This is a genomic window from Peribacillus sp. NPDC060253 (genome assembly GCF_042727425.1).
Lineage (GTDB): Bacteria > Bacillota > Bacilli > Bacillales > DSM-1321 > Peribacillus.
In genome coordinates, this window is record NZ_JBHXAS010000017.1 from 1 (window position 1) to 19,808 (window position 19,808).

General features: G+C 37.1%; 21 protein-coding genes, 1 other RNA gene and 2 pseudogenes. 8 read left to right on the top strand and 16 right to left on the bottom strand.

Annotated elements, in window-relative coordinates:
* Positions 1-195 precede the first annotated feature (195 nt).
* A non-coding RNA gene (gene ssrS, locus ACFWE9_RS06705) (6S RNA) lies at positions 196-383 on the bottom strand.
* Between the two features lie 319 nt (positions 384-702).
* On the opposite strand from ssrS, the gene tatA reads away from it, so the two are divergent.
* Positions 703-909 carry a twin-arginine translocase TatA/TatE family subunit gene (gene tatA, locus ACFWE9_RS06710; RefSeq protein WP_230156174.1) on the top strand — a complete coding sequence of 69 codons (207 nt, stop codon included), beginning with the start codon at positions 703-705 and terminating at the stop codon, positions 907-909.
* 322 nt (positions 910-1,231) lie between these two features.
* On the opposite strand, the gene ACFWE9_RS06715 is transcribed toward tatA, so the two are convergent.
* Positions 1,232-2,530, bottom strand: a complete 1,299-nt coding sequence (locus ACFWE9_RS06715; protein WP_377356143.1) for a protoglobin domain-containing protein — start codon at positions 2,528-2,530, stop codon at positions 1,232-1,234.
* 744 nt (positions 2,531-3,274) lie between these two features.
* On the opposite strand from ACFWE9_RS06715, the gene ACFWE9_RS06720 reads away from it, so the two are divergent.
* Positions 3,275-4,333 carry a DUF3900 domain-containing protein gene (locus tag ACFWE9_RS06720; protein ID WP_230156179.1) on the top strand — a complete coding sequence of 353 codons (1,059 nt, stop codon included), beginning with the start codon at positions 3,275-3,277 and terminating at the stop codon, positions 4,331-4,333.
* Between the two features lie 575 nt (positions 4,334-4,908).
* Here ACFWE9_RS06720 and ACFWE9_RS06725 read toward each other — a convergent pair.
* Positions 4,909-5,340 carry a hypothetical protein gene (locus ACFWE9_RS06725; RefSeq protein ID WP_230156182.1) on the bottom strand — a complete coding sequence of 144 codons (432 nt, stop codon included), beginning with the start codon at positions 5,338-5,340 and terminating at the stop codon, positions 4,909-4,911.
* A 286-nt stretch (positions 5,341-5,626) separates the two neighbouring features.
* The gene (locus tag ACFWE9_RS06730; protein WP_230156185.1) at positions 5,627-5,878 is read right to left on the bottom strand and encodes a hypothetical protein; all 252 of its coding nucleotides are present in this window, start codon (positions 5,876-5,878) and stop codon (positions 5,627-5,629) included.
* A gap of 137 nt (positions 5,879-6,015) precedes the next feature.
* Between ACFWE9_RS06730 and ACFWE9_RS06735 the strand changes: the two are divergent.
* Positions 6,016-6,316, top strand: a pseudogene (locus ACFWE9_RS06735) (DUF3898 domain-containing protein); the annotation flags it as partial.
* Positions 6,317-6,622: 306 nt separating this feature from the next.
* Here ACFWE9_RS06735 and ACFWE9_RS06740 read toward each other — a convergent pair.
* The gene (locus ACFWE9_RS06740) at positions 6,623-7,135 is read right to left on the bottom strand and encodes a GNAT family N-acetyltransferase (RefSeq protein WP_230156188.1); all 513 of its coding nucleotides are present in this window, start codon (positions 7,133-7,135) and stop codon (positions 6,623-6,625) included.
* Between the two features lie 689 nt (positions 7,136-7,824).
* Between ACFWE9_RS06740 and ACFWE9_RS06745 the strand changes: the two genes are divergently transcribed.
* A complete protein-coding gene (locus tag ACFWE9_RS06745; protein WP_377356146.1) occupies positions 7,825-8,739 on the top strand; it encodes an iron-hydroxamate ABC transporter substrate-binding protein in 915 nt (304 codons plus the stop codon).
* 198 nt (positions 8,740-8,937) lie between these two features.
* Here ACFWE9_RS06745 and ACFWE9_RS06750 read toward each other — a convergent pair.
* The 3 genes and pseudogenes from ACFWE9_RS06750 to ACFWE9_RS06760 form a co-directional block, all read right to left on the bottom strand.
* A pseudogene (locus ACFWE9_RS06750) lies at positions 8,938-9,270 on the bottom strand (tautomerase family protein); the annotation flags it as partial.
* Between the two features lie 138 nt (positions 9,271-9,408).
* Positions 9,409-9,585 (bottom strand): 3-hydroxyacyl-CoA dehydrogenase NAD-binding domain-containing protein, encoded by a 177-nt coding sequence (locus ACFWE9_RS06755; protein ID WP_356713889.1) that lies wholly within the window; start codon positions 9,583-9,585, stop codon positions 9,409-9,411.
* A gap of 53 nt (positions 9,586-9,638) precedes the next feature.
* On the bottom strand, positions 9,639-10,013 hold the full coding sequence (locus ACFWE9_RS06760) for an AMP-binding enzyme (RefSeq protein ID WP_230156192.1): 375 nt from the start codon (positions 10,011-10,013) through the stop codon (positions 9,639-9,641).
* 384 nt (positions 10,014-10,397) lie between these two features.
* On the opposite strand from ACFWE9_RS06760, the gene ACFWE9_RS06765 reads away from it, so the two are divergent.
* On the top strand, positions 10,398-11,129 hold the full coding sequence (locus tag ACFWE9_RS06765) for an IclR family transcriptional regulator (protein WP_230156193.1): 732 nt from the start codon (positions 10,398-10,400) through the stop codon (positions 11,127-11,129).
* A complete protein-coding gene (locus ACFWE9_RS06770; RefSeq protein WP_290370536.1) occupies positions 11,125-11,379 on the top strand; it encodes a DUF3898 domain-containing protein in 255 nt (84 codons plus the stop codon). The genes ACFWE9_RS06765 and ACFWE9_RS06770 overlap by 5 nt, the downstream gene beginning before the upstream one ends.
* Before the next feature lie 231 nt (positions 11,380-11,610).
* Here ACFWE9_RS06770 and ACFWE9_RS06775 read toward each other — a convergent pair whose 3' ends face one another.
* From ACFWE9_RS06775 to ACFWE9_RS06785, 3 genes are all read right to left on the bottom strand, one after another.
* Positions 11,611-12,030: a hypothetical protein gene (locus tag ACFWE9_RS06775; RefSeq protein ID WP_230156195.1), complete on the bottom strand. Its 420-nt coding sequence runs from the start codon at positions 12,028-12,030 to the stop codon at positions 11,611-11,613.
* Between the two features lie 836 nt (positions 12,031-12,866).
* On the bottom strand, positions 12,867-13,829 hold the full coding sequence (locus ACFWE9_RS06780; protein WP_230156197.1) for a peptidoglycan-binding protein: 963 nt from the start codon (positions 13,827-13,829) through the stop codon (positions 12,867-12,869).
* A gap of 186 nt (positions 13,830-14,015) precedes the next feature.
* Entirely contained in the window at positions 14,016-14,225 is a 210-nt protein-coding gene (locus tag ACFWE9_RS06785; protein WP_230156199.1) for a hypothetical protein, read from the bottom strand.
* Between the two features lie 255 nt (positions 14,226-14,480).
* Between ACFWE9_RS06785 and ACFWE9_RS06790 the strand changes: the two genes are divergently transcribed.
* Positions 14,481-14,726: a hypothetical protein gene (locus ACFWE9_RS06790; RefSeq protein ID WP_377356150.1), complete on the top strand. Its 246-nt coding sequence runs from the start codon at positions 14,481-14,483 to the stop codon at positions 14,724-14,726.
* A gap of 549 nt (positions 14,727-15,275) precedes the next feature.
* Here ACFWE9_RS06790 and ACFWE9_RS06795 read toward each other — a convergent pair.
* The 5 genes from ACFWE9_RS06795 to ACFWE9_RS06815 form a co-directional block, all read right to left on the bottom strand.
* Positions 15,276-15,770, bottom strand: coding sequence for an antitoxin YezG family protein (locus tag ACFWE9_RS06795; protein WP_230156204.1), 495 nt, complete (start codon positions 15,768-15,770; stop codon positions 15,276-15,278).
* On the bottom strand, positions 15,748-17,718 hold the full coding sequence (locus tag ACFWE9_RS06800) for a T7SS effector LXG polymorphic toxin (protein WP_230156206.1): 1,971 nt from the start codon (positions 17,716-17,718) through the stop codon (positions 15,748-15,750). Before ACFWE9_RS06800 ends, ACFWE9_RS06795 begins: the two co-directional genes overlap by 23 nt.
* Positions 17,715-18,005 (bottom strand): YwqI/YxiC family protein, encoded by a 291-nt coding sequence (locus tag ACFWE9_RS06805; RefSeq protein ID WP_053344261.1) that lies wholly within the window; start codon positions 18,003-18,005, stop codon positions 17,715-17,717. The genes ACFWE9_RS06800 and ACFWE9_RS06805 overlap by 4 nt, the downstream gene beginning before the upstream one ends.
* Positions 18,005-18,433 (bottom strand): DUF5082 family protein, encoded by a 429-nt coding sequence (locus ACFWE9_RS06810; RefSeq protein WP_230156211.1) that lies wholly within the window; start codon positions 18,431-18,433, stop codon positions 18,005-18,007. Before ACFWE9_RS06810 ends, ACFWE9_RS06805 begins: the two co-directional genes overlap by 1 nt.
* A 242-nt stretch (positions 18,434-18,675) precedes the next feature.
* A complete protein-coding gene (locus tag ACFWE9_RS06815; RefSeq protein ID WP_230156213.1) occupies positions 18,676-18,924 on the bottom strand; it encodes a hypothetical protein in 249 nt (82 codons plus the stop codon).
* Between the two features lie 452 nt (positions 18,925-19,376).
* Here ACFWE9_RS06815 and ACFWE9_RS06820 point away from each other — a divergent pair, with 452 nt between their 5' ends.
* A complete protein-coding gene (locus ACFWE9_RS06820) occupies positions 19,377-19,787 on the top strand; it encodes a hypothetical protein (RefSeq protein WP_230156216.1) in 411 nt (136 codons plus the stop codon).
* Positions 19,788-19,808 lie beyond the last annotated feature (21 nt).

Below are 19,808 nucleotides of genomic sequence, written 5' to 3' on the forward strand. Positions count from 1 at the left end.
TATCAGATATATCAATAAAAACTTTCAAAATTTTTTCATAAATCATAAAGCCTTACAATAACCCGTTTGAAAGATATACTGAATCCAGGATTATTACAAGGAATCATGATTTTCGATAACATCCTTATATATATCCATTTTCTTTGAAAAAACAAAAAACCAATTCCTTATCGGAATTGGTTTCTAATTCTAAATATGTAAGCCGCCATTGCCGTATTCAAGTAAGAAAGTTTTAAACCACCACTCCTCAAAGTGGGTGTTTGCAGAAAAAATCCTGTTGTCCAAGTCAGTGACGAGGCATAACATTCCTCTTTCAATGTAAAACTCCCTATTACAGCTTAAAGGTTAAAACTTAATTATCATTACGAACAACGCAGCTTGTATAGTTATAATACCTAACTTCCTTCAATCTTGCAAGTTTTTTTTCATGTTATTCTATATGCTTGTTAAGGAAAATAGTTGGATGCCCAATCTTTACATATGGCGAATCTCTCTATTAAATGGTTCAATCCAATCGTGTGGCTCTCTGCAAGTGCTCACTTTCTCTCCCTAAATCAATGTACAAAATTAGCTAGTAGAGATCCGCTTAAACCGAAGTATAATTTCAGCTGTTAAACCTTACAATAAATAGTAAATAACATTTGCAAATACTTGTCAGGAGTCTATAATATGAACTAACAGATTTGATTGGAGTGACTAGTTATGCTTTCAAACATTGGTTTTCCCGGTTTAATTTTAATCCTTCTTGTAGCTTTAATCGTTTTTGGACCGAATAAGCTACCACAAATCGGACGCGCAGTCGGCAACTCACTTAGGGAGTTTAAGGATGCAACCAAGGGAATAACAGAAGAAATTCAAGAGGAATTCAAGGATGACGTTCAAGCGGCAAGAAAAGAATCGATAAAATAAAGCATGAAAAAGACGCCTGCACGCAGCAGGCGTCTTTGATGCGTTTGAGGCATAGAACCGTCAGGCCACATCCCGACGTTTAGCTAAAAGCATGTTCTTCGACTTACACAAATTAGCTCATCGCTTTATTAATATAACATTTCCCCTTTGTAATTTCAAGAGAATTATTAAAATGGTTGATTTCGACATCACAACTCAAATTGCAAAGCGCTATTTAAAAAGAGCTTGGTTTTGTTCTAAAAACCTTTTTGAGGATTTTTCAACAAAATATTCTATCGAGTTGTTTAATAAAATATTAAATATCACGAAACCCCTTTCTACCCTACAAGTTCATCGTCGTTTGAGTCAGTTGATCCGAGGAAATGGCCACTTGATTGAACGCTTCGTTAATTTCATCGAATATATCATTCAGTTCTGTCATTTCTTTGGTGATATTTATATTCTGCTCTTTTACTGAAAGCATGGCATGTGCTATATCGGTAAAAAATATGCCCGTTTCTTTTCCTTGTTGCGTGCCTTTAGTAATCTCCCCGCTAACCACAGAGATTGATGAATTCATAACATTGGTAAAATGAGCAATGCCACTAACCAGTTTCACTACTTCTGAAACTGATTCCTTGGTATTTTCGGAAAGCTTTCTTACCTCTCCCGCAACAACCGCAAAGCCTTTACCATTTTCCCCTGCTCTCGCCGCTTCAATCGCTGCGTTCAATGCCAACAAATTAGTTTGATCTGCAATTGATGTGATAATCGTTACGATTCGCTCAATTTCCTTTGAGGTCTTGGCCAGCTGTTCCATATCCTTGGAAATGATCGTCATTTGCTCTTGCGTTTTAACCAATCTCTGCTCTAATCCTTGTAATAGCTTTACTCCTTCTATTGATTTTCCCTCTGCAACTATGGCAATCTCTGACCCCTTTTGAGTAAAGTCGTGAATTTCTACTACCTTATTCGCCATTAATTGAGTAGCTGAACTTGTTTCATGACTGATTGCTGCCAATTCTTCTGCATTATGATTCACCTGCAGTTTTATCGTTTCTTTTTCTTCTAAGTTTTTTTGACGAATCCTTTCATTTTCAAGCTCATACGCCTCTAAAACTATTTGCTGCTCTAAATTGAAAATTTTTGTGACGGCCAGAATGTGATTCTGATATTGCTCAATATCCTTTATATTGGAAATCACATAAATGATTATTGATTGCAGTAAATCTTGAAAAGCACTCATATACCATTTTGGCTGCAGTTCAATTCGCACATGTCCATGTGCGATAACGTAACGCTGTTTAATATACGCATCATTAATGTTTCCGCTAAACATTTCGAACATATGACGATGCAACTTCTTTTTCAACCTGTCAACGGAACTGTTATCTGATATGATTTTCATTAACGAGGATTCATTTTCTAGATTTTTATAAAAATTATCAACGATTTGGGTTAAATGTTCTTTTACTTTGTCTTGCAAAGAACGAATGATACATAAATCCCCAATCGTTAAATGGATCATATCGACTTGAAATAATACGCTCGGATAATCCATGATGTTTATCCCGACTTGTTCCTTAAATTGCATATAGTCTATTAAATCTATATTTTTTTTATTTCTCCATATACTTTTCATTATTGAAATGCCCTCCAATTTTTCTATCCATATATAATATTTCGACATACTACCTGTTAATCTTAATCTAATTTGATAAATTTCCCTCTAATGCAGATGATTTCACACAATTGTTTTGAACCAAATACGCTCAAACAAAAAACAACACTCCTGAGAGGTGTTGAATTCCGCTCCAGGCACTCGCTTTCCGCGGGCGGTCCGGGATGCGCCTGCGGGGTCTCCCTTGGACGCGCTTTTCCGCAGGAGTCTCGTACCTTCCGTTCCATCAACTTGTTTTAACATTTGGTAGAACCCTTTTTGTCTACAAACACAAACGGTCAAATTGTAAAAACCTAAAAAAACTGTAAACAAACTCAATTATTATCGAGTTTGTCCATAGTCTGAAACAACCCACACTTTAATAACGACCATTATGTTATTGATTCTAGTCGTTTATTTCGTACCTCTAGAGATCAATGAGTTAATTGTCATTACAATCAAATACGCAGGCCTTGACTATTCCATTTGATACTTTGGAATCTTTCCCATGCGTTCAATAGATCGGTTTGGTGAGCTTTGAAAATTTCTAACACTATTTACAATGAATATTTATTTCTCTATCTTTATTTTCACGAAATAATAAACCAATATTTATCTAATCCTTCACACACCAATAGTTTGACGGAATCAAAGTACATCTCTATACTTATTAAGTCTTAAAAAAAGTACGGGAAATATGCTTAATAATTAGAGAAGGTGACATTCATGGATTTTACGATTGACTATCTGTCTTTTTATTTAATTCAAGTCGAAGGAAAAGGCGAACAGGCTGATAAGCGATTTAAACATTTTCAAACTCTAGATGCTGTAGAATACGAAGAAAGTCCTCTAAAGGATTTTTTGGATGGGGAATTGATGAAGATTTCCAAAAGAAAAGTGGACCGTCATCCAAAAACGGAACAAATACCGACGAAAATCGGTTCTTTTATTGTCGAAGGAGGACATGCACTTGATTCCAACCCTAATTACAATGTATTTAACCGTGTTCGCTATGCTAAATCGAAAGAAGAGTTCCAGCAGGAAAATGAACAATTCACAAGGTCTTATATTGACACAAGTGCCGTCCGTGGCGGTGTATTCCTCATTGCATCTGCAAAATTAACAAAGTATTTTGATGAGCCATTCGTATTCTTGTTAAAATGTGATTTCGAACCAAAGGTTGCTTCCATCTCGGATGAACGGACTTTGATCAGGCACGTTGAAATGGCGATAACCACAAAAAATATGAAATCGATTCAATACCCCTACATGCCCGAAGAAGGAATGGTCGAAGAAGCCGAACTGAAAATCCACCAGGCCTCACATGCCCGCTACTTCGAGGACTTCTTGAAATTCGTCGAATATGGTGAATCGATGCCTGAAATCATGAAAAACCAGGTCATCCACATGGTTCATGAACATGTATCCGCACAATTCGAAGAAAACAGTGACGAACTGCACAAATTCGAACAGGACCTGGAAATCTGGGAAACAAGCGATAAGCGTGAAATTCAAGAACGCCTTGAAACGCACCAGGTCGTCGAAGCCACAGCCCAGATTGTCGAGCATACACCTGAAGCCGAACTGCGAATGAAGCTTGGCAGTACGTCTGTCAAAGGACTTCTAGCCGATTTCGGCGAAAGCATTCATTTAGGGAAGATTAATGGGAAGTATGTATTGATGATAGAAGCCGATACGATACAGTTCGATAAAGGTGTTTCTCCTATTGAATTTCACAGGCCGGATGATTTGATGGAGATTGTGGAACGGATTAGTAGGAAGTAGATTGGTTTTGGAGAATTTTGAAGAGTTTTATATTGGCTTTTGTATGCTTTGTCAATGCTAGAAGTATTGAAATATATACGATTGCAAGGGTTTATGTGACCACATTTGTGACCACGAAATTAACGTTAAAAAGAGGGTTTGTGACCAAAAATGTGACCACGGTTGTGACCATAAAAAATAAAAAATCAAGGTCTTAGTGGTTTTGTTTTAAGGCTTCCATTTAATGAAATTATTATTTTTGCCGCTCAGCTTACAAAAAAGCAGAGTGGTTTTTCCTATTAAAGTTCTATACAAGCAAAATATAAAAATTCAAAAAAGGAAACGCTCAATAAAAGCATTTCCTTTTAATATTTATAGTGGAATAGTTTAAGAAGACCTACCTAGAGAATAAAATGCAGCTGGATAACAAAATCATTCTATCTATTTTTAAGCTCTCACTATCATATACTCTAAAACAGTTTTGGTTTTTCTTAAATCTGTATCGTTTAATCTATCAGCTGTTTTACTGCTCCCCAATCTTGGTTTGACTTCATCGTCAACCTTCGAAACTGTACTTTCATCACTTAAATCAAGTACTACTTTTGTATCAGGCTTCGGACTAGTATCGACAGTTTTCTCTTTTTTTGGTTTTTTTCTTCTTTTCTTCTCTCATTTTTTTCTTCCTCTGTCATCGATAACAAGTCAAATGCTCTATCCAAAGATGCATACTTTTGCTTCTTTGTTAAAATACCAAATACTTCTCCCTCTTTATACGACCCAGATTTGCTTTTTACATTAGCAGTAAAATAATCACAATCGGCTGAATGCTGTTCATGCCTCCAGTTCCTAAAATAGCCACGATTTAATTTACTATCATATACATAACTCATTTTTGCCTCACACCCTGTAAAAGCGCAATACAAATTCTCTCTGTACTTCTCCTCGTAATCTTTTGCTGACATAGATTCTACATTGACTTTCACTTCATTAGTATCAGAACGATAAATAACTTCATCAACACTTGCCACAAACCTCCACCTCCGAATTATTAAAGCTAATATAAGTTTTGATATGTACTACCGCTACATTCAATTTCATTTGAATCGACAAGTCTTGAATAAATTGATCAAAAGGTAATTTAATCGGATCAACACCAGCTAGAAATTCACTAAGATAATGTTCCGCTTCCTTCTTAACATTCATGTATTAGTAAAATTAATAAAACCACCAATCTTAATGACTGGTGGTTTTTGTGTATTTATAAAAAAGACAAAGTATTTTAAATCAAAAATACTTTGTCCCCCAATTAATATCCTAGAATAAACGGATGAACACGGCAACTCCGGTTAGCCCGAAGTCAAGGTTCAATACTTGTACAAATCTATTTCCAAGTAAACAACGTACAGCAGCTCTGTAGGAATCACCAGGATCTAAATTGTTAGCACAAGGAGCAGCACTTCCAATCACTGTAGCTTGTACAATTGTACGCTGAGCTAAAGGTATTATCGAAGCTCTTTCCCAAAGAATCGTAACTACATCAACAGATTTAGAACTAGAACCAGACATATAATTCACCTCTTTTCATTGTTAATATATTTAATGCAATTTCAGACAGCTTGGTTCATTCTTTTGTCATGCTACACAAAAAAAAGGCGATTTATTATCTGATTATTCAAGAAAAATTCTAGCAACTTATTCAAAAGGAAACGAGCGACAAAAGGGAAATCCAGGAACGCCTTGAACCCCCCCAAGTCGTCGAAGCCACAGCCCAGATTGTCGAACATACACCTGAAGCCGAGCTGCGAATGAAGCTTGGCCAGTACATCTATCAAAGGACTATTAGCCGATTTCGGGGATAGTATCCATTTAGGTAAGATTAATGGGAAGTATGTATTAATGATTGAATCCGATACAATAGAGTTCGATAAAGGTGTTTCTTCTATTGAATTTCACAGGCCGGATGATTTGATGGAGATTGTGGAGCGGATTAGTAGGAAGGTTTAAGGACTGGTGATGAATTGTGATCATTAAAACAGAGCCATTTAAGAGTATGTAATCGTTTGTATGATCAAAATTGTTATCATTTTATGCTCTTATGATTAAGGACACCTAATATATTAAATCAAAAAAGACAGTGAGATTATATTTTGCTTACTGTCTTTTCGTTTATGACTAAACATTATGTTATGAAACACATTCTTTCTTCATTGTCGTTTTCTCGCTTAGATGATTAACTCTTGGCATGTCATTCATTTGTTATTCTACAATCAAAAAACAATCACCTTATTATAAGGTGATTGTTTTTTGCCCCTATTCATTCGATAGATAAAGTCGATACGCCTTCACAATGATACCATCATCAGCAGGTTGGAAATCGAATTGCGGCAATCGTACAAAGCCCATACGTTCATACAATCGCATAGCCGTCTTCATAAAATCTGCGGTATGTAAGCCAATGTACTGTGAACCGTTTACTTTTGTTCGACGAATACATTCTTTAATTAATGCCTCTGCAACACCTTTGTGTCGTGCCTGTGGTGTGACTGCAAGCATTCTTATCTCAGGATAATCTAACATGTCAACAAGTCCTTTGTAGGCATCTGATTTCGCAGGAAACAAAGCAACACTACCTACCACTTCCCCATCTAAATCAGCAACTAGAAGTTCAACATCACTCTGTTCATCGGCAACTGACGATATAGATTTCTTCAGAGCATCCCAGTGCCCTTCAGGAATGCTTTGAGCATGTTCTTCATAGGCCTTCACTCTCTGTTCACGAATCATTTCTACTTCATAAAATAAAGCCTTACGAATTTTCACCATTTAATCCACCACTCCTCTTATTCAGCTACACCTTTAAAGTATACTCTCTTTGTTTATTAATCCAATAGAATATACATGCAAATTAGTCTAATAAGATCAAATTATAAAAATTCATATTTGTTCTATAAGATTTGCATAAAGAAAGAGTCAGTATCTAGTACGATTATGGTAGTTAAAAACAAAGCTAAAAAAGAGAGTTAATACAAAGTAATACTTTAGGAGTAAAACGTTTTCTTCCCTACTCAGATCCAAATATAATCCCAATTAAACGTAGCTTACCTTCATTGTTTTGCTCTTACTCTTGCTTCATTTGTCTTGGGCGTATACCTTAAATGTTGAACCCTTCTTTTGTGCCTTAATTTTCACTTTATAGTTTCCTCAACTATCCACTCATAATTTTGATTTTAAGCAATTGATCTGAAATAAAATTAAAAGAACACCGTTATAAACCACTGAAATTTGCCTACTTTATTCAACAAAAAGCCGAGGAATTATCCCTCGACTCTTTCGTTGAATTTTGAATAATCACCTTTATCCATATACCTACTTAAAAGTCCTTACTTCATATAGTTCACCAATCTAACGATAATCATTGACAATGATTATCATTACCATTAATATTTGAAGTAGTCATTGAAAATGACTATCATTATTAATTACATACTAAAATTAGCAAGGAGAAAATCAATATGAAAAAGCTATTCATTCCATTCCTACTCTTGTTCATACTTATTCTTAGTGCTTGTGGGAACAACGAGACAGGGAACGAAAATAATGCATCCAAGACTAAAAAAGAAACAGTTATGTATCAATCTGAAAATGGCCCAATTGAGATTCCTAAAAATCCAAAAAGAATAATTGCTCTCTCCAATGGACCTAATGTTTTGGCTTTAGAGGGTAATATCGTTGGCATTGATCAATGGACTAATATGAATCCCCTTTTTAAAGAAAGACTAAAGGGAGTGGAAGTCGTATCAGAAGATAACTTGGAGAAAATCATTGAACTGGAACCGGACCTAATCATAGCGGGATCTGAGATGAAAAATATTGATAAACTAAATGAAATTGCCCCTACTGTAGTATACACTTGGGGAAAATTAGATTATTTATCACAGCAAGTAGAAATCGGTAAACTCTTAAACAAAGAAAAGGAAGCAAAAGACTGGGTTAATGATTTCAAAGAGCGTGCAGAATCCGCAGGAGAAGCCATACGAGCAAAAATTGGTGAAGATGCAACCGTTTCTGTAATTGAAAATGATGCTAAGGAGTTTTATGTTTTTGGAAATAATTATGCACGGGGAACAGAATTATTGTATCAAGCAATGCATTTAAAAATGCCTGAAAAAGTAAAAGAAAAGGCACTTAAATCCGGCATTTATGTCCTCTCATCGGAAGTGCTTCATGAGTATACTGGAGATTATATTATCTTTAGTAAAAATCCAGATGTTGTTAATTCGTTTGTGGAGACCGACACGTGGAAAAATATACCTGCAGTTAAGAACGATCGTATATTTGAAATAAATAGTAAAGCATCCACCTACAGTGATCCAATCACTCTAGAGTACCTTCTGGAATTTTTCGAAAAATCATTTCTTAACAATTAGTAAATAAAGAAGGAATTCTTATTAATAGAATTCCTTCTTTATTTACTATTTTTAATAGGGCTGTTTTCGTAAGGATTGATAGTATCGGTCCGTGTTAGTCCACGTTATTCGTGGGCTTTTTTTATTCGTCCTCCCTCACCCATCCATAACCTAGAACAACCGTTTCATTAACATACAAAGGATTTAAGAGAATTTCATTTATAATTTACCATTTAAAAATTGGGCTTCTCCTAGTCCAAAGCTCCAATCAGCATCCACATTGGTAACAATTGAAACCATAATATCCTTTGGTTCTATTCCACAATTTTCTCCCAACTCTTGAACCAAAACTTTATAAAAATTTTGCTTCTGATCTTCCCTTCTTTGCTTACTAGTTACACTTATTACTACTATGTTCTTACTTCTCTCAAAACCTAACCCGGTATCTTCAATTATTAATTCATGTACAGGATGCTGATGAACAATTTGATATCGATCTTTTTCGGGTACATCGAAAGCTTTAACAACTGCCCTGTGAGCAGCATCTAATAGATTTAAATATTTTCAGCCACCTTTTAATTACAAAATGTCAGAAGGCTTTATTTCAAACGCCTCTTTTTATACTTCTTGCACGATCCGCCCCTGCTCTTTTGTTTTACATTATTTGACTCCTCTATATCTTTCATCTCCTCAAACGATGAAGAAAAAGTCATTCTGCCAACATACATCATTTACTTCTTCATCAATTAATCCTCCTTTTCGTATTCTTCCATCCATATGATGTTGGAGCGACTCCTTTGTCTTTTTTAGATTTTCATCGTTTATATCATATACAACAACCGAATATCCCCTCATTGCACATATCATGGCGATTTGCGATACATTTGTTTCTTAGCCCATTACCGCTATTTTTGAGATTTTCAATTTGCATTCTCTCTCGCTTCTTTCTCTTGTTCCTCTTGAACTAGTAATCTTTTTAGTAACTTCCCCACTGTGTTCCGGGGTAATGAATCACGAATTTCAAACTCCTTTGGCACTTTGTAACGTGTTAGCTTAAGATAGCATTGATCTCTTAATCCGTCTAAATCGATTTGGCATCCATCTTTTGGAACAACATAAGCTTTTACGGTTTCTCCATTTTCTTGGTTTGGAATACCGACTACTGCTGCCTCTTTCACATCTGGATGCTCATATAGGACACCCTCAACTCCCTGAGGATAAATATTAAAGCCGCCAACAATAATCATTTCTTTTTTTCGTCCGACGATGTAAAAATAACCGTCTTCGTCCATCATGGCTAAATCACCAGTGTAAGCCGTCCATTTTGTAATGAGTTGTATGTTTCTTGCTCATTGTTCCAATAACCTTTCATTACTTGTGGACTTTTATTAATAATTCCCCAATGCACTTCGGTGGCAGTTTTTGTTTGTTATCATCGACGATAATACAACCAGTACCAGGCACCTGTATCCCGATACTTCCGACAGTTCATACTACATTTTAATAGAAGAATAAAGTGCACAACACTTCACTTTTCGTTGTCTTTTTGGAGCATCCCCTTTAATGATTGCAGGGACAAAGGAAACTAATCCATCTCAATAACTGGCCCATTTCCTTGCTATGATATAATATTTTTAATAATCATTTTATTATGGAATTTTACTTGGAGGATTTTATTTATGAACACGAAGATTTCGTCTACGGTGCAGCGCGCAATCAAAATTATCAATTTTTTAAATGAAACACCTGGTCCACAAGGAGTTAAAAATATCAGCGAAAACCTTAATATTTCTCCCCCTATCACCCATCGTCTGCTTACTACGTTGAAAATGGACGGTATGGTATTCCAAGATATAGAATCAAAAAAATACTCACTTGGTACGGTGTTTATTGATTATGCAAATAAAATAATGACCGATGTACCTTTTATCTCTATAATTGATCCGCAATTAATTAAATTAAGAGACGAAACTCAGGAAACGGTAGGCTTTTATATGTTAACGAGCATGATCAGGATGTGTGTAATTGAACATGTAAGTAATCAGGAAATAAGTAGAAGAGCAGGGGTGGGTAATAGGATTCCCCTACATCTTGGCTCAAGCGGACGTGTAATTTTGGCATTCCTTAGTGAAGGTTTACAAGCACAGGTATTAAGCATTCTTCCAGAGGAAGAAAGAAAAATACTTAAACAGAAACTGGAAACGATTGTAAATAACCGTTATTCAATAAATGAGGAAGAAATCACGAAGAACGTAGCTGCATTATCAGCACCTATATTCGGTGCAAAAGGGAAAGTCATTGGGGCTATTTCTATTTCAGGGCCAGTCTTTCGATGGAATAAAGAATCGATGGAACAACATATCTCTTTATTGTTAAAAACGACTGAAAGTATTTCAAAATCATTATATTAAAGTAAGATTACAGCATACCGATGGAGAATGTTATCAGCAAGCCGAACACCGTATGAAGCTTTGGAGTATGTCCGCCAAAGGACTCTTGGCAGATTTCGGCGATAGCAACCTTTCAGGGAAAATTCTCGGGAAGTATATATTGATGATTGAAGCCGATATGATCCACTTCGATAAAGGTGTTCCGCCGATGAAATTCGATAGGCTTAAAGATTTGATGGAGATCGTGGAGCGGATTAACAGAAAGGTTTGAAAGGAAATTAAAACGTGTATTTGAGCATTCTGTTACCAATAACAGTCATACAAAAGGTTTCTAGAGCATTCTTAACAGACAGAGGGAATAATAAAAGCATTCTCTCTGTCTGTTTGTACTACAAATCCAAATATTCTTTTGATGAAACTACATACCCTTGCTTTTAATAGTTAATAATTTTTTTTTTCATATTGTCTTCCTTCTTTCCAACTTTCGCCTTATTGGCCGAAGTTAGTAAGCTATGCGGGATACTTGCTTAAATTGATCCTTTGTGCACTGAATGAGGGTTTCATTCTCCTCGCCGTCTTCGTCGATCAAATAAATATACGCATTCGAAGTGTCTTTTTTCATTGCTCGGACAGCTACATCTGTGATTGCACCGACTGACCCTACAAGTGCTGTACTTAGAATTGTGTTGCTTTTAGTTTTAGCACCGTTACGATTTTGACTTTGTTCCCACTCAATCCGTGAAAGTGTGAAGTGCTTCTGTCCAAATGCCGTTGTGACCTTAACCTGGCCTGGCTCTCTACCCTTCATTATCGACATTTTATTAACGAGTTTTTTGCCTTCTACATGATCGGTTAATACGTGACCGCCTGCCAATACACCGACTGAAACCTGAGGTCTAAAAACCTGTTTCCAAAATCGCATAAAAGCACCGCCCCTTTTCCAATATATTATATTATATATACGCATCCGCCCACGAATTGGTTCATCTTGCCACGTTTGTATCCTTTACCCCCCTCACTCTCTTCGGCAAGGATGCTCCCGGATGAGCGCGCCGATATTAAGTCACCTCTGCTCACCGGCAATTAACACAAAAAAGGCCGCTGTCAAAACGATCAGCAGTCCGATATTAAAGTAGCCTAGTGCCCATGTTATATTAGATGACCGCGCGATTATTTAATCGAGTACGTGTGGTGTCATCGGTTATAAACATGAACTCCTTTTGCCTCACAATAGATTAGCATACCCCACTTAGTGTGGTTGCTCTATTGTCCGACTAAAAAAGAGCCCCATATAGGCTCTTAAAATAAAGTCTTAATTAATAATTTTATCCATCCAAAAAAAGATATCCATAACGGTATGCTCAAAGATGTACCAAACAAAAGACCTTTCAAGAAATTACCTTCGCGTTTACTCAACTTATTGAACACACCTTTCGGCTTCATATTCTTGAAATTATTATAAATGAAAGCGCTTCCTTTGTATATGAGTAGTTCGACACAGTATGTTGAATGCTCTTCAATGAAAAAGGAATCCGTTCATTTTATTGTTTGAAAGTCAAGATAAGAGGTGACTTCTTCCTTTTTAATAGGGTAGCAAGGATTTACAAATAGGGATATTAAATGAACAAGTTCATAGTGAAAAATAACCCATCCAAATCAATCTTTCTTAGGACCAACAAAAAAAGCCCCCTCTTAAATGATGGACCCTTTCAGTCATCTGAAATCATTTTGGCAATCTTGGTTCAACTCAATTTCATATCATCCGAATAGTTTTGCAAATGTATCTTCACCAGCAATACCATCGGCAGATAATCTTGCAGCCCGTTGGAATGCCTTCACCGCCGTTTCCGTTCCACTCCCAAAGATACCATCCATGCCATGTGGATTATACCCTTCCATATAAAGTACTGCTTGAAGGATATAGGTGATATTCCCTTTTGCCCCTTCCCTCACATTAGGTGAAGCCGCTTTTGTTTGAGGTCCCCATATTCCATCAACAATAAGCTTTGAACCATATTGCTTATTCAATTCGGTTTGGAAACCCTTTATCAGCGCTTTTTTAGTATTCTGACCATAATAACCATCCACATCTATTTTCACATTATAGCGGCTATTCAATGTCTTTTGAATGGACTTGATTGTTGGATTGCCACTGTCCTTAGGAGGTGTGTCTTTATCAATGACTTCCGATTCAACTTGTGTTACCGGTGGAGGGGTTGCATTCACTTTTGATATTAAAATAGGCTTTATTCCTGCTTTTAACTGAGAATAAGAAAGTCCGCCCGTCATATCCAAGTGCGGGTAATCTTTAAAATTTGACCAATCCCCGCCCCAAGTAAAGCCCAAGGATTTACCAATAGCCGCTGCCCTTCTCCATTTTGCATCAACTGTCCATATGGCATTCTTTCCATCATCACTGACTATGAAATAATCAATGGCTAGTCCATAGTTATGATAAGATTGACCTGGCATCGCGTTGGTCACGACCGGTTTCGATAAATCACTATAGTTTATTCCATTGTAGCTATAACCTAGGCGACCTTGACCATACAACTTAGCTTGCTCTTCCATAGAACGATAACCTGCACTGATTTGCACGAAAATTCCCTCTTGATATGCCCGTTTAACCATTTCCAATGCTGCTTCTTTAACGACTGGGTGTATCCCGCTCCCCATATTCTTTTCTGATCGATCCATTAAAGTTTCTAATTTAACTGTCAATATAATCACCTCCTAATATGTTATGGCACATATTAGGAAATGCTTGTACAACTACCTTGACGTTACAAAAAAACGCCCGAATTTCTTATTTTTCATATCATAAAATCCCTTTATATTTCAAATTTATGAAAATCTAAGTATGAGGTAAAAAAAAAGCACGACCCTTAGGGAATGTGCTTTTTACTTTTATAGAGGTCTATTTTGATCTTCTTTCCCCTTACCAATAACTCTTATCAACTCATCCAGCTTTTCATTTCTTTCCTGATCTAATTTTGTCTTAGCATTAATGAATTTTATCACTTTAATGACAAAATAAATACTTAAAACAAGAAGTCCTAGATAAAACAAAATTGGTATGATTGCAAAAAGACCGATTAAACTACTGGCATGGTCCATGAAAATTTCTCCTAAAAGTAAAATATACTATTATTATACAGTAAAAACAGAATTAGAAGGAGAACTACACAAAAATCATCCACAGCTATCAGCACACGCCCATTCATTTAATTCTCTCCATTATATACTCTATAAAGAATCTTCTTTATTTATTACGTAAATCCGTAAAATTAACTCTATCTCAATCACTTAAGTTTTGCCTTCCAAACCTTGCCATCATATAATGGAGCTATTAAAGCTGAAGGGGGAATGCAAATGAACGAAGGAAGAGATCCATTTGTATCATCACTCGCTTCTCATTTAAATAAAAGGCTCACTCGTTTAGCAGAAGAAAGGGATATCAAATTAGAAAGATTGTTGGATAAATCCGTCGAATTGTTACTTGAATATATGGAAGATAACGAATTGATCAATGACCATGTTAAGTTAAACAATGTTGAAGCCATAAATAAAAATAATGAAATCATTCAGCAAAGTCGACAAATCCTTAATAAATATTAGCTCAATAACACTCATCCATCTCGGTTGAGTGTTTTTTATGAATTATTATCCCTCTCACAATTTCGTAATGCGTACTAAATAAAAAAGGACAGTCACTAGGACTGCCCCTGTAGTGTAATGGCATACAGATTAATGATGATCCCTTTTTTTGCATTTTTTACATTTACAACGCTTTCCAGGGTACCATACTTTACTCGGGTCATTGTTCTCAAAACATTTTTCTACAAAACAACAATTTATCTCCATGCTAACACCCTCCTTACTATTGTATATGCAAGGTCTGATGGAAGGTGTGGACAAGTAGCTAAAATTTTCGACGTGAACGTAAGTTACTTCATTTTACGTGATTCTGGACAATTTCCCATGCTACTTTTTTCTAAGCCACTTTTTTGAAGTAAATCTAAATGAATTTAAGTCCTCATGACCTATTATCTGAAGAACTTGATATGACGTGAGATAATACATATTCATATTTCAACAATGAAAAGACAAAAGACCTTAACTTTACCGTTAAGGTCATACAAAAGAACATGCTTTTCTTATCCTCCATTATTCTTTCTTAAGGTATTCTTCTAAAATACTCTTATCATATTCAGATTCAGGTAAAAGGCCTAATCGACTATATTCCCAAATAACCCTTCTTTCGTGATCATCTGCATCTGAAAGATCTTCATAATCATAGTCAACCTTAAATTTACCGTTACTTTCTAAAATAAAAGTTAAATTGGTCCATTGTTCTTGATTATTATTTTTAAATTCATCTGATAATTCTTTTAAGGCCTTTATTAACCTCCGCCATGTATCTCTATACTCCCTTCTACTAATACTATGTAATTCAGGGATATCATGGCTATATATGAGTGTATCATTAATATTAGACTGATAGAAAAAGAACGCAGTCCCTGTCCCCTCAGTAATTTCTCCATACAAAATTACTTTACTCCATTCTTCTGGAATCATCTCATTTACAGTTTGAGCTATATTCTGATAATAATCATTTAGTTTTGATTCATTCAATTTTTTATCCCCCTGCTCTATTTTCAAATGTTCTTAACTCCCAACGACCATCGTCAATTTTATACTCTATGTCGAAACTTGTAGGTCGAGTTGAACTTCCCTCATACACAGGATAAATTTTCACTTCAACTGTTTTAGGAGGAATATTGTCTAAAGCTTTTGCCCAAGATATTTCGAGTTTTTTCCATTCTCCCATATTCAGGTTGGCATTCATAGGAACAAGGTTGTCTAGATGACCAGACCCTTTAAATATGCTAGCGATTAAGTGGCCCCCTTGATCATCTGGCAAGCGATCTTCCCTTCCAGCAATCCGCTGTGCATAATTGTTTCGTTTACCACTGCCTAAGTCGAGAGAACCTTCCACACTTGTTATCCGACCCTTTTCGTCTGTTTTATATAGATGACCACCAGGGGATGTATATTCAATATTGGGTTTTAAAACTTTCTTCATTCGCTCTCTTGTATAATGCTTTCCATACTCCACTTTTGTAATTTCAATGGATCCTTTTGCTAGCACTACTTTGCCTGTACCCTTACCACCATCACTCTTCACCGCAAACTTCTGTACAATATCCTTAATAGTCGTTTTATCAAAAGTCACATGCTTGAAGTTGTTTCCATACGCCGTGGCTAACTCTTCGACTCTGATACGAAGAGGTACTTCCACATTGCCGATTTGCCGGCCGAATACTTTTGCCTTCTGAACCTGCTTTTGCGCAAATTCCTTGCTGTAAGGGACGAACTTTGTACCACTCGCTACTTTATCTGCGATCTTGGCAGCACCTGCCACACCGCCGATTCCGAGTGCCATCAACAGGCCGTTTTGGCGCTGTTCCTCGGTTAGCTGGTTGCCGAACATGTCTTTGCCGGTGACCGCTTCGCCGAGGCCATTGGCTGCGAGGAGTCCGTAGATTCCGTATTCGGTTTTCTGGAGGAGGCTAAAGCCTTTTGTCGTTTTATAGGCATCGAGTGCGTGGTTCGCTGCGTTGAGTCCTTTGGCCGTTTTGTATAGGGCGCTGCCGCCTTTGATGGCCCTGCCGGCCCAGCCGACGACGGGGATGAATCCAGCGGCTGCCATGGCGCCGGCGGCGATTCGTTCGGCATCGGACAGCTTACGGCCCGTTACTGGATCGACTCCGGTTGAGGCCCTGATTGAATCATAATATCCCGTGAATTCCCCTGTAAAGGTTTTTGTGGTATCCCAGGCTTTTTCATACCATGGGCGGTTTTCAAGTTCTTCCATTTCGCGTTCGATTTTCCGGGCTTCGGCTTGTTCCTTTTTGAAGGTCTGATAGTCTTTCATCTGACCGGCGACTTCATCCTTCACTTGATAGACGTCACTATTCTTAAATGCCGATTGGTTGAACGTCATCGGCGAAACGTTGCCGTCCTGTTTGGTGGCATCAAGCAAGGCGCGGAATAAGCCAACGGCCACGTTTTCCTGCCCGACGGACACATCATATTCCTCGACCAATTGCCGGTCGACATTCTCGACCTTTGTCACGGTGTCATCCAGTCTCTGTCCGGCCAGCGTGATTTTTTCATTAAAGTCATTTTGGTTGAACATATCAAGAGGAAGGATATCGTCAATGCTGTTCAGGATCCTTTGAAGATCGCTCGCTTGTTCATCGACAAGCGACTTCGCTTGGTTAATGCCGGTCGAGACTTCGCCATCTAAAAAGGGAACCTCGACCACCGTATTTCCGGATAGATCCGCCTCTTCCAGGCTGGCCGGGATGCCTTCCAAAAAACTGATCTGGGTAGTGAAAAGTTCCATCCAGGCGTCCGCCACCTCGATTTGCGCTTCATAGAAGCTTTTGATGGCGGTGGCACCAGCCCCTTGAAACTCATTATCCAAGCCAACGATGCCCTGAAATTCCTTTTTCAGGGCTGCGACTTCTTTCTTTAATTCTTCATATTGCTTGGCACGCGACTTAGTTGCAGCCGTCAATGTCTTGGCTTCATATATTTTCATCGCGGCTGGTACCCATGTGAAGACGTATGGGCGATGGCTTCATCCTGTTCTTTTAATAAGTCAATGTTGGCACGGGTATCTTCAACATTTTTCTGGACGATTTTGATATATTGCTCAAAGACCTTCTCCAGGTTCGTTTCCCGATCGATCCATTTCGAGGTGAATTCCAATTTATTGTTGCCAAGTTCGCCTGCCGGCAGATTTCCGAGCGTGACTGTACCAAGTGCCGTCTTCACCTGATCGACTTGCTTCGTTACGGCAGGATGATTCAGTTTGATTGTCGTCATTAAAACAACCGCCTTTTTAAATCTGATATTTTGCTTTCCAGCTGCTCAAATGCCTCTTCGCCTTTACTTAAAAGGTGGTCGGCTTCTTGGGCTATATTCCCCGCTATGCTCAGAAGCGTATTCTCGGCATTTAACTTTGTAATCATCGCTTCGATTTTCCATTGGTAATCGTCATAATCGTCATGAATGATACTGAACATCACATTATAGGCATCATGACGGGCTTCCTGAAAATGATCTGAGCGCTGCCCTGTCCAGCTGCCACCTAGCTCAGGGTCTTTTATTTTCCTGATCTCGTTAAGGCACATACTCTGTTCTCTTATAATATCGTTTTTCGCATCTACCAAACGTTCAATTTTCACATTTAAATCAGCTTTTTTACCGGAGATAGCAGAGTGTATATTACTCAATATATCTGCATATACCATGAAACTCACCTCAAAAACAGTATATTCCTACACTAACTGTCATATTTTTCTTATTTATCATTATAAGGATTATAGTCCGAGAGTTAAATAGGGAAAAATATGCTATTTTATCAGTTAAAAGAGAAGTTTGGCATACAAAAGTTTCATACATACCATATTCTTTATACCCTGAATTTTACCAATTTTAAACAATAAGTAAAAAATGTCACCTCGTTAGATCCCCTATAAAAATTTCAACCACTTTATTCAAACTGCCCCAGACTATATCTGTTCATCAAATCACCCTGAACAAACTCCCTGCAAGTAGAAGATAGATGTGACCGTTCGGGATGAATCAAATCTCCAAAAGGCAAATCACCGACAAATTTAACTTCGCCTTCAAAACTCTGTCCGGATTCAGCATCAAAACCGATTACTTTCACAAAGCAAGTTTTGTGTCCGGTTTTCATAAAATCAATTACCGTTAACACATGATTATGTACATCATTCATTCTTTTTTCCTCCAACCATGAAAACATTGAGTAAGGATAAGATCATACAAATTATTCTTTACTAACCTTATAAATAAAGAAACCGATCAAAACAATCATCGCTAAGATCGCTATAGGCATTAAAATATTGGAAATAGGTACACCTACTTTCCATGAAAAAACTTATTCTTTATTTTTCTATGTATTTTGATTGATCTATTCACCATTAACTATACCTTTATTTAGCTGTTATTGCATGTCTTGACTTTCCAAGACATCACTTATGCTTTTCTTATGTTTCCCAATAAAACGCGAAAGAATGAAACACTTACATAGTAGAAGATATACTCGCCTTAGCATGTTTATGATCGCATATTACGTTAATGTAAGGTCAGCTTTTACACCCCTGAAAACCAGCCCTCTTCTATATAGATTTATAACCTGCTATAATCTAAGGATTGGAGGTGTGAAAAATGAAAGAAATCATCCAGATATTAGCGGAAGTCGTCAATAATCTTCACGATTTCATTTTATTCTTTGTGAGTGACACATTAAATTCAAATGCAACGGACAAAGATCTGCATTTTTGGATAATGGGAATCATCGGTATCATCATATTTTTGTTCGTGTTATTTATATCTAATTTAATTTCCCGAATGCGTTTTGGGATTACGATACTCTCTTTCCTTTATACCTTTACTGTCATGGTTGTTTTAGTATTTGCCATTGAAATACAACAAGCCCTTACCAGCAGAGGGAATATGGAATTTCAAGATGCTGCGGTAGGCCTTTGGGGGTTCATCGTATTTTTCATCGTTTTTGCTGTACTATCATCCATCTTCCTTTTGGTGAAGAATTTTTTCAGGCCATCAAAAAAAAGGTAACGATAGGTCACCTTGCTTAAG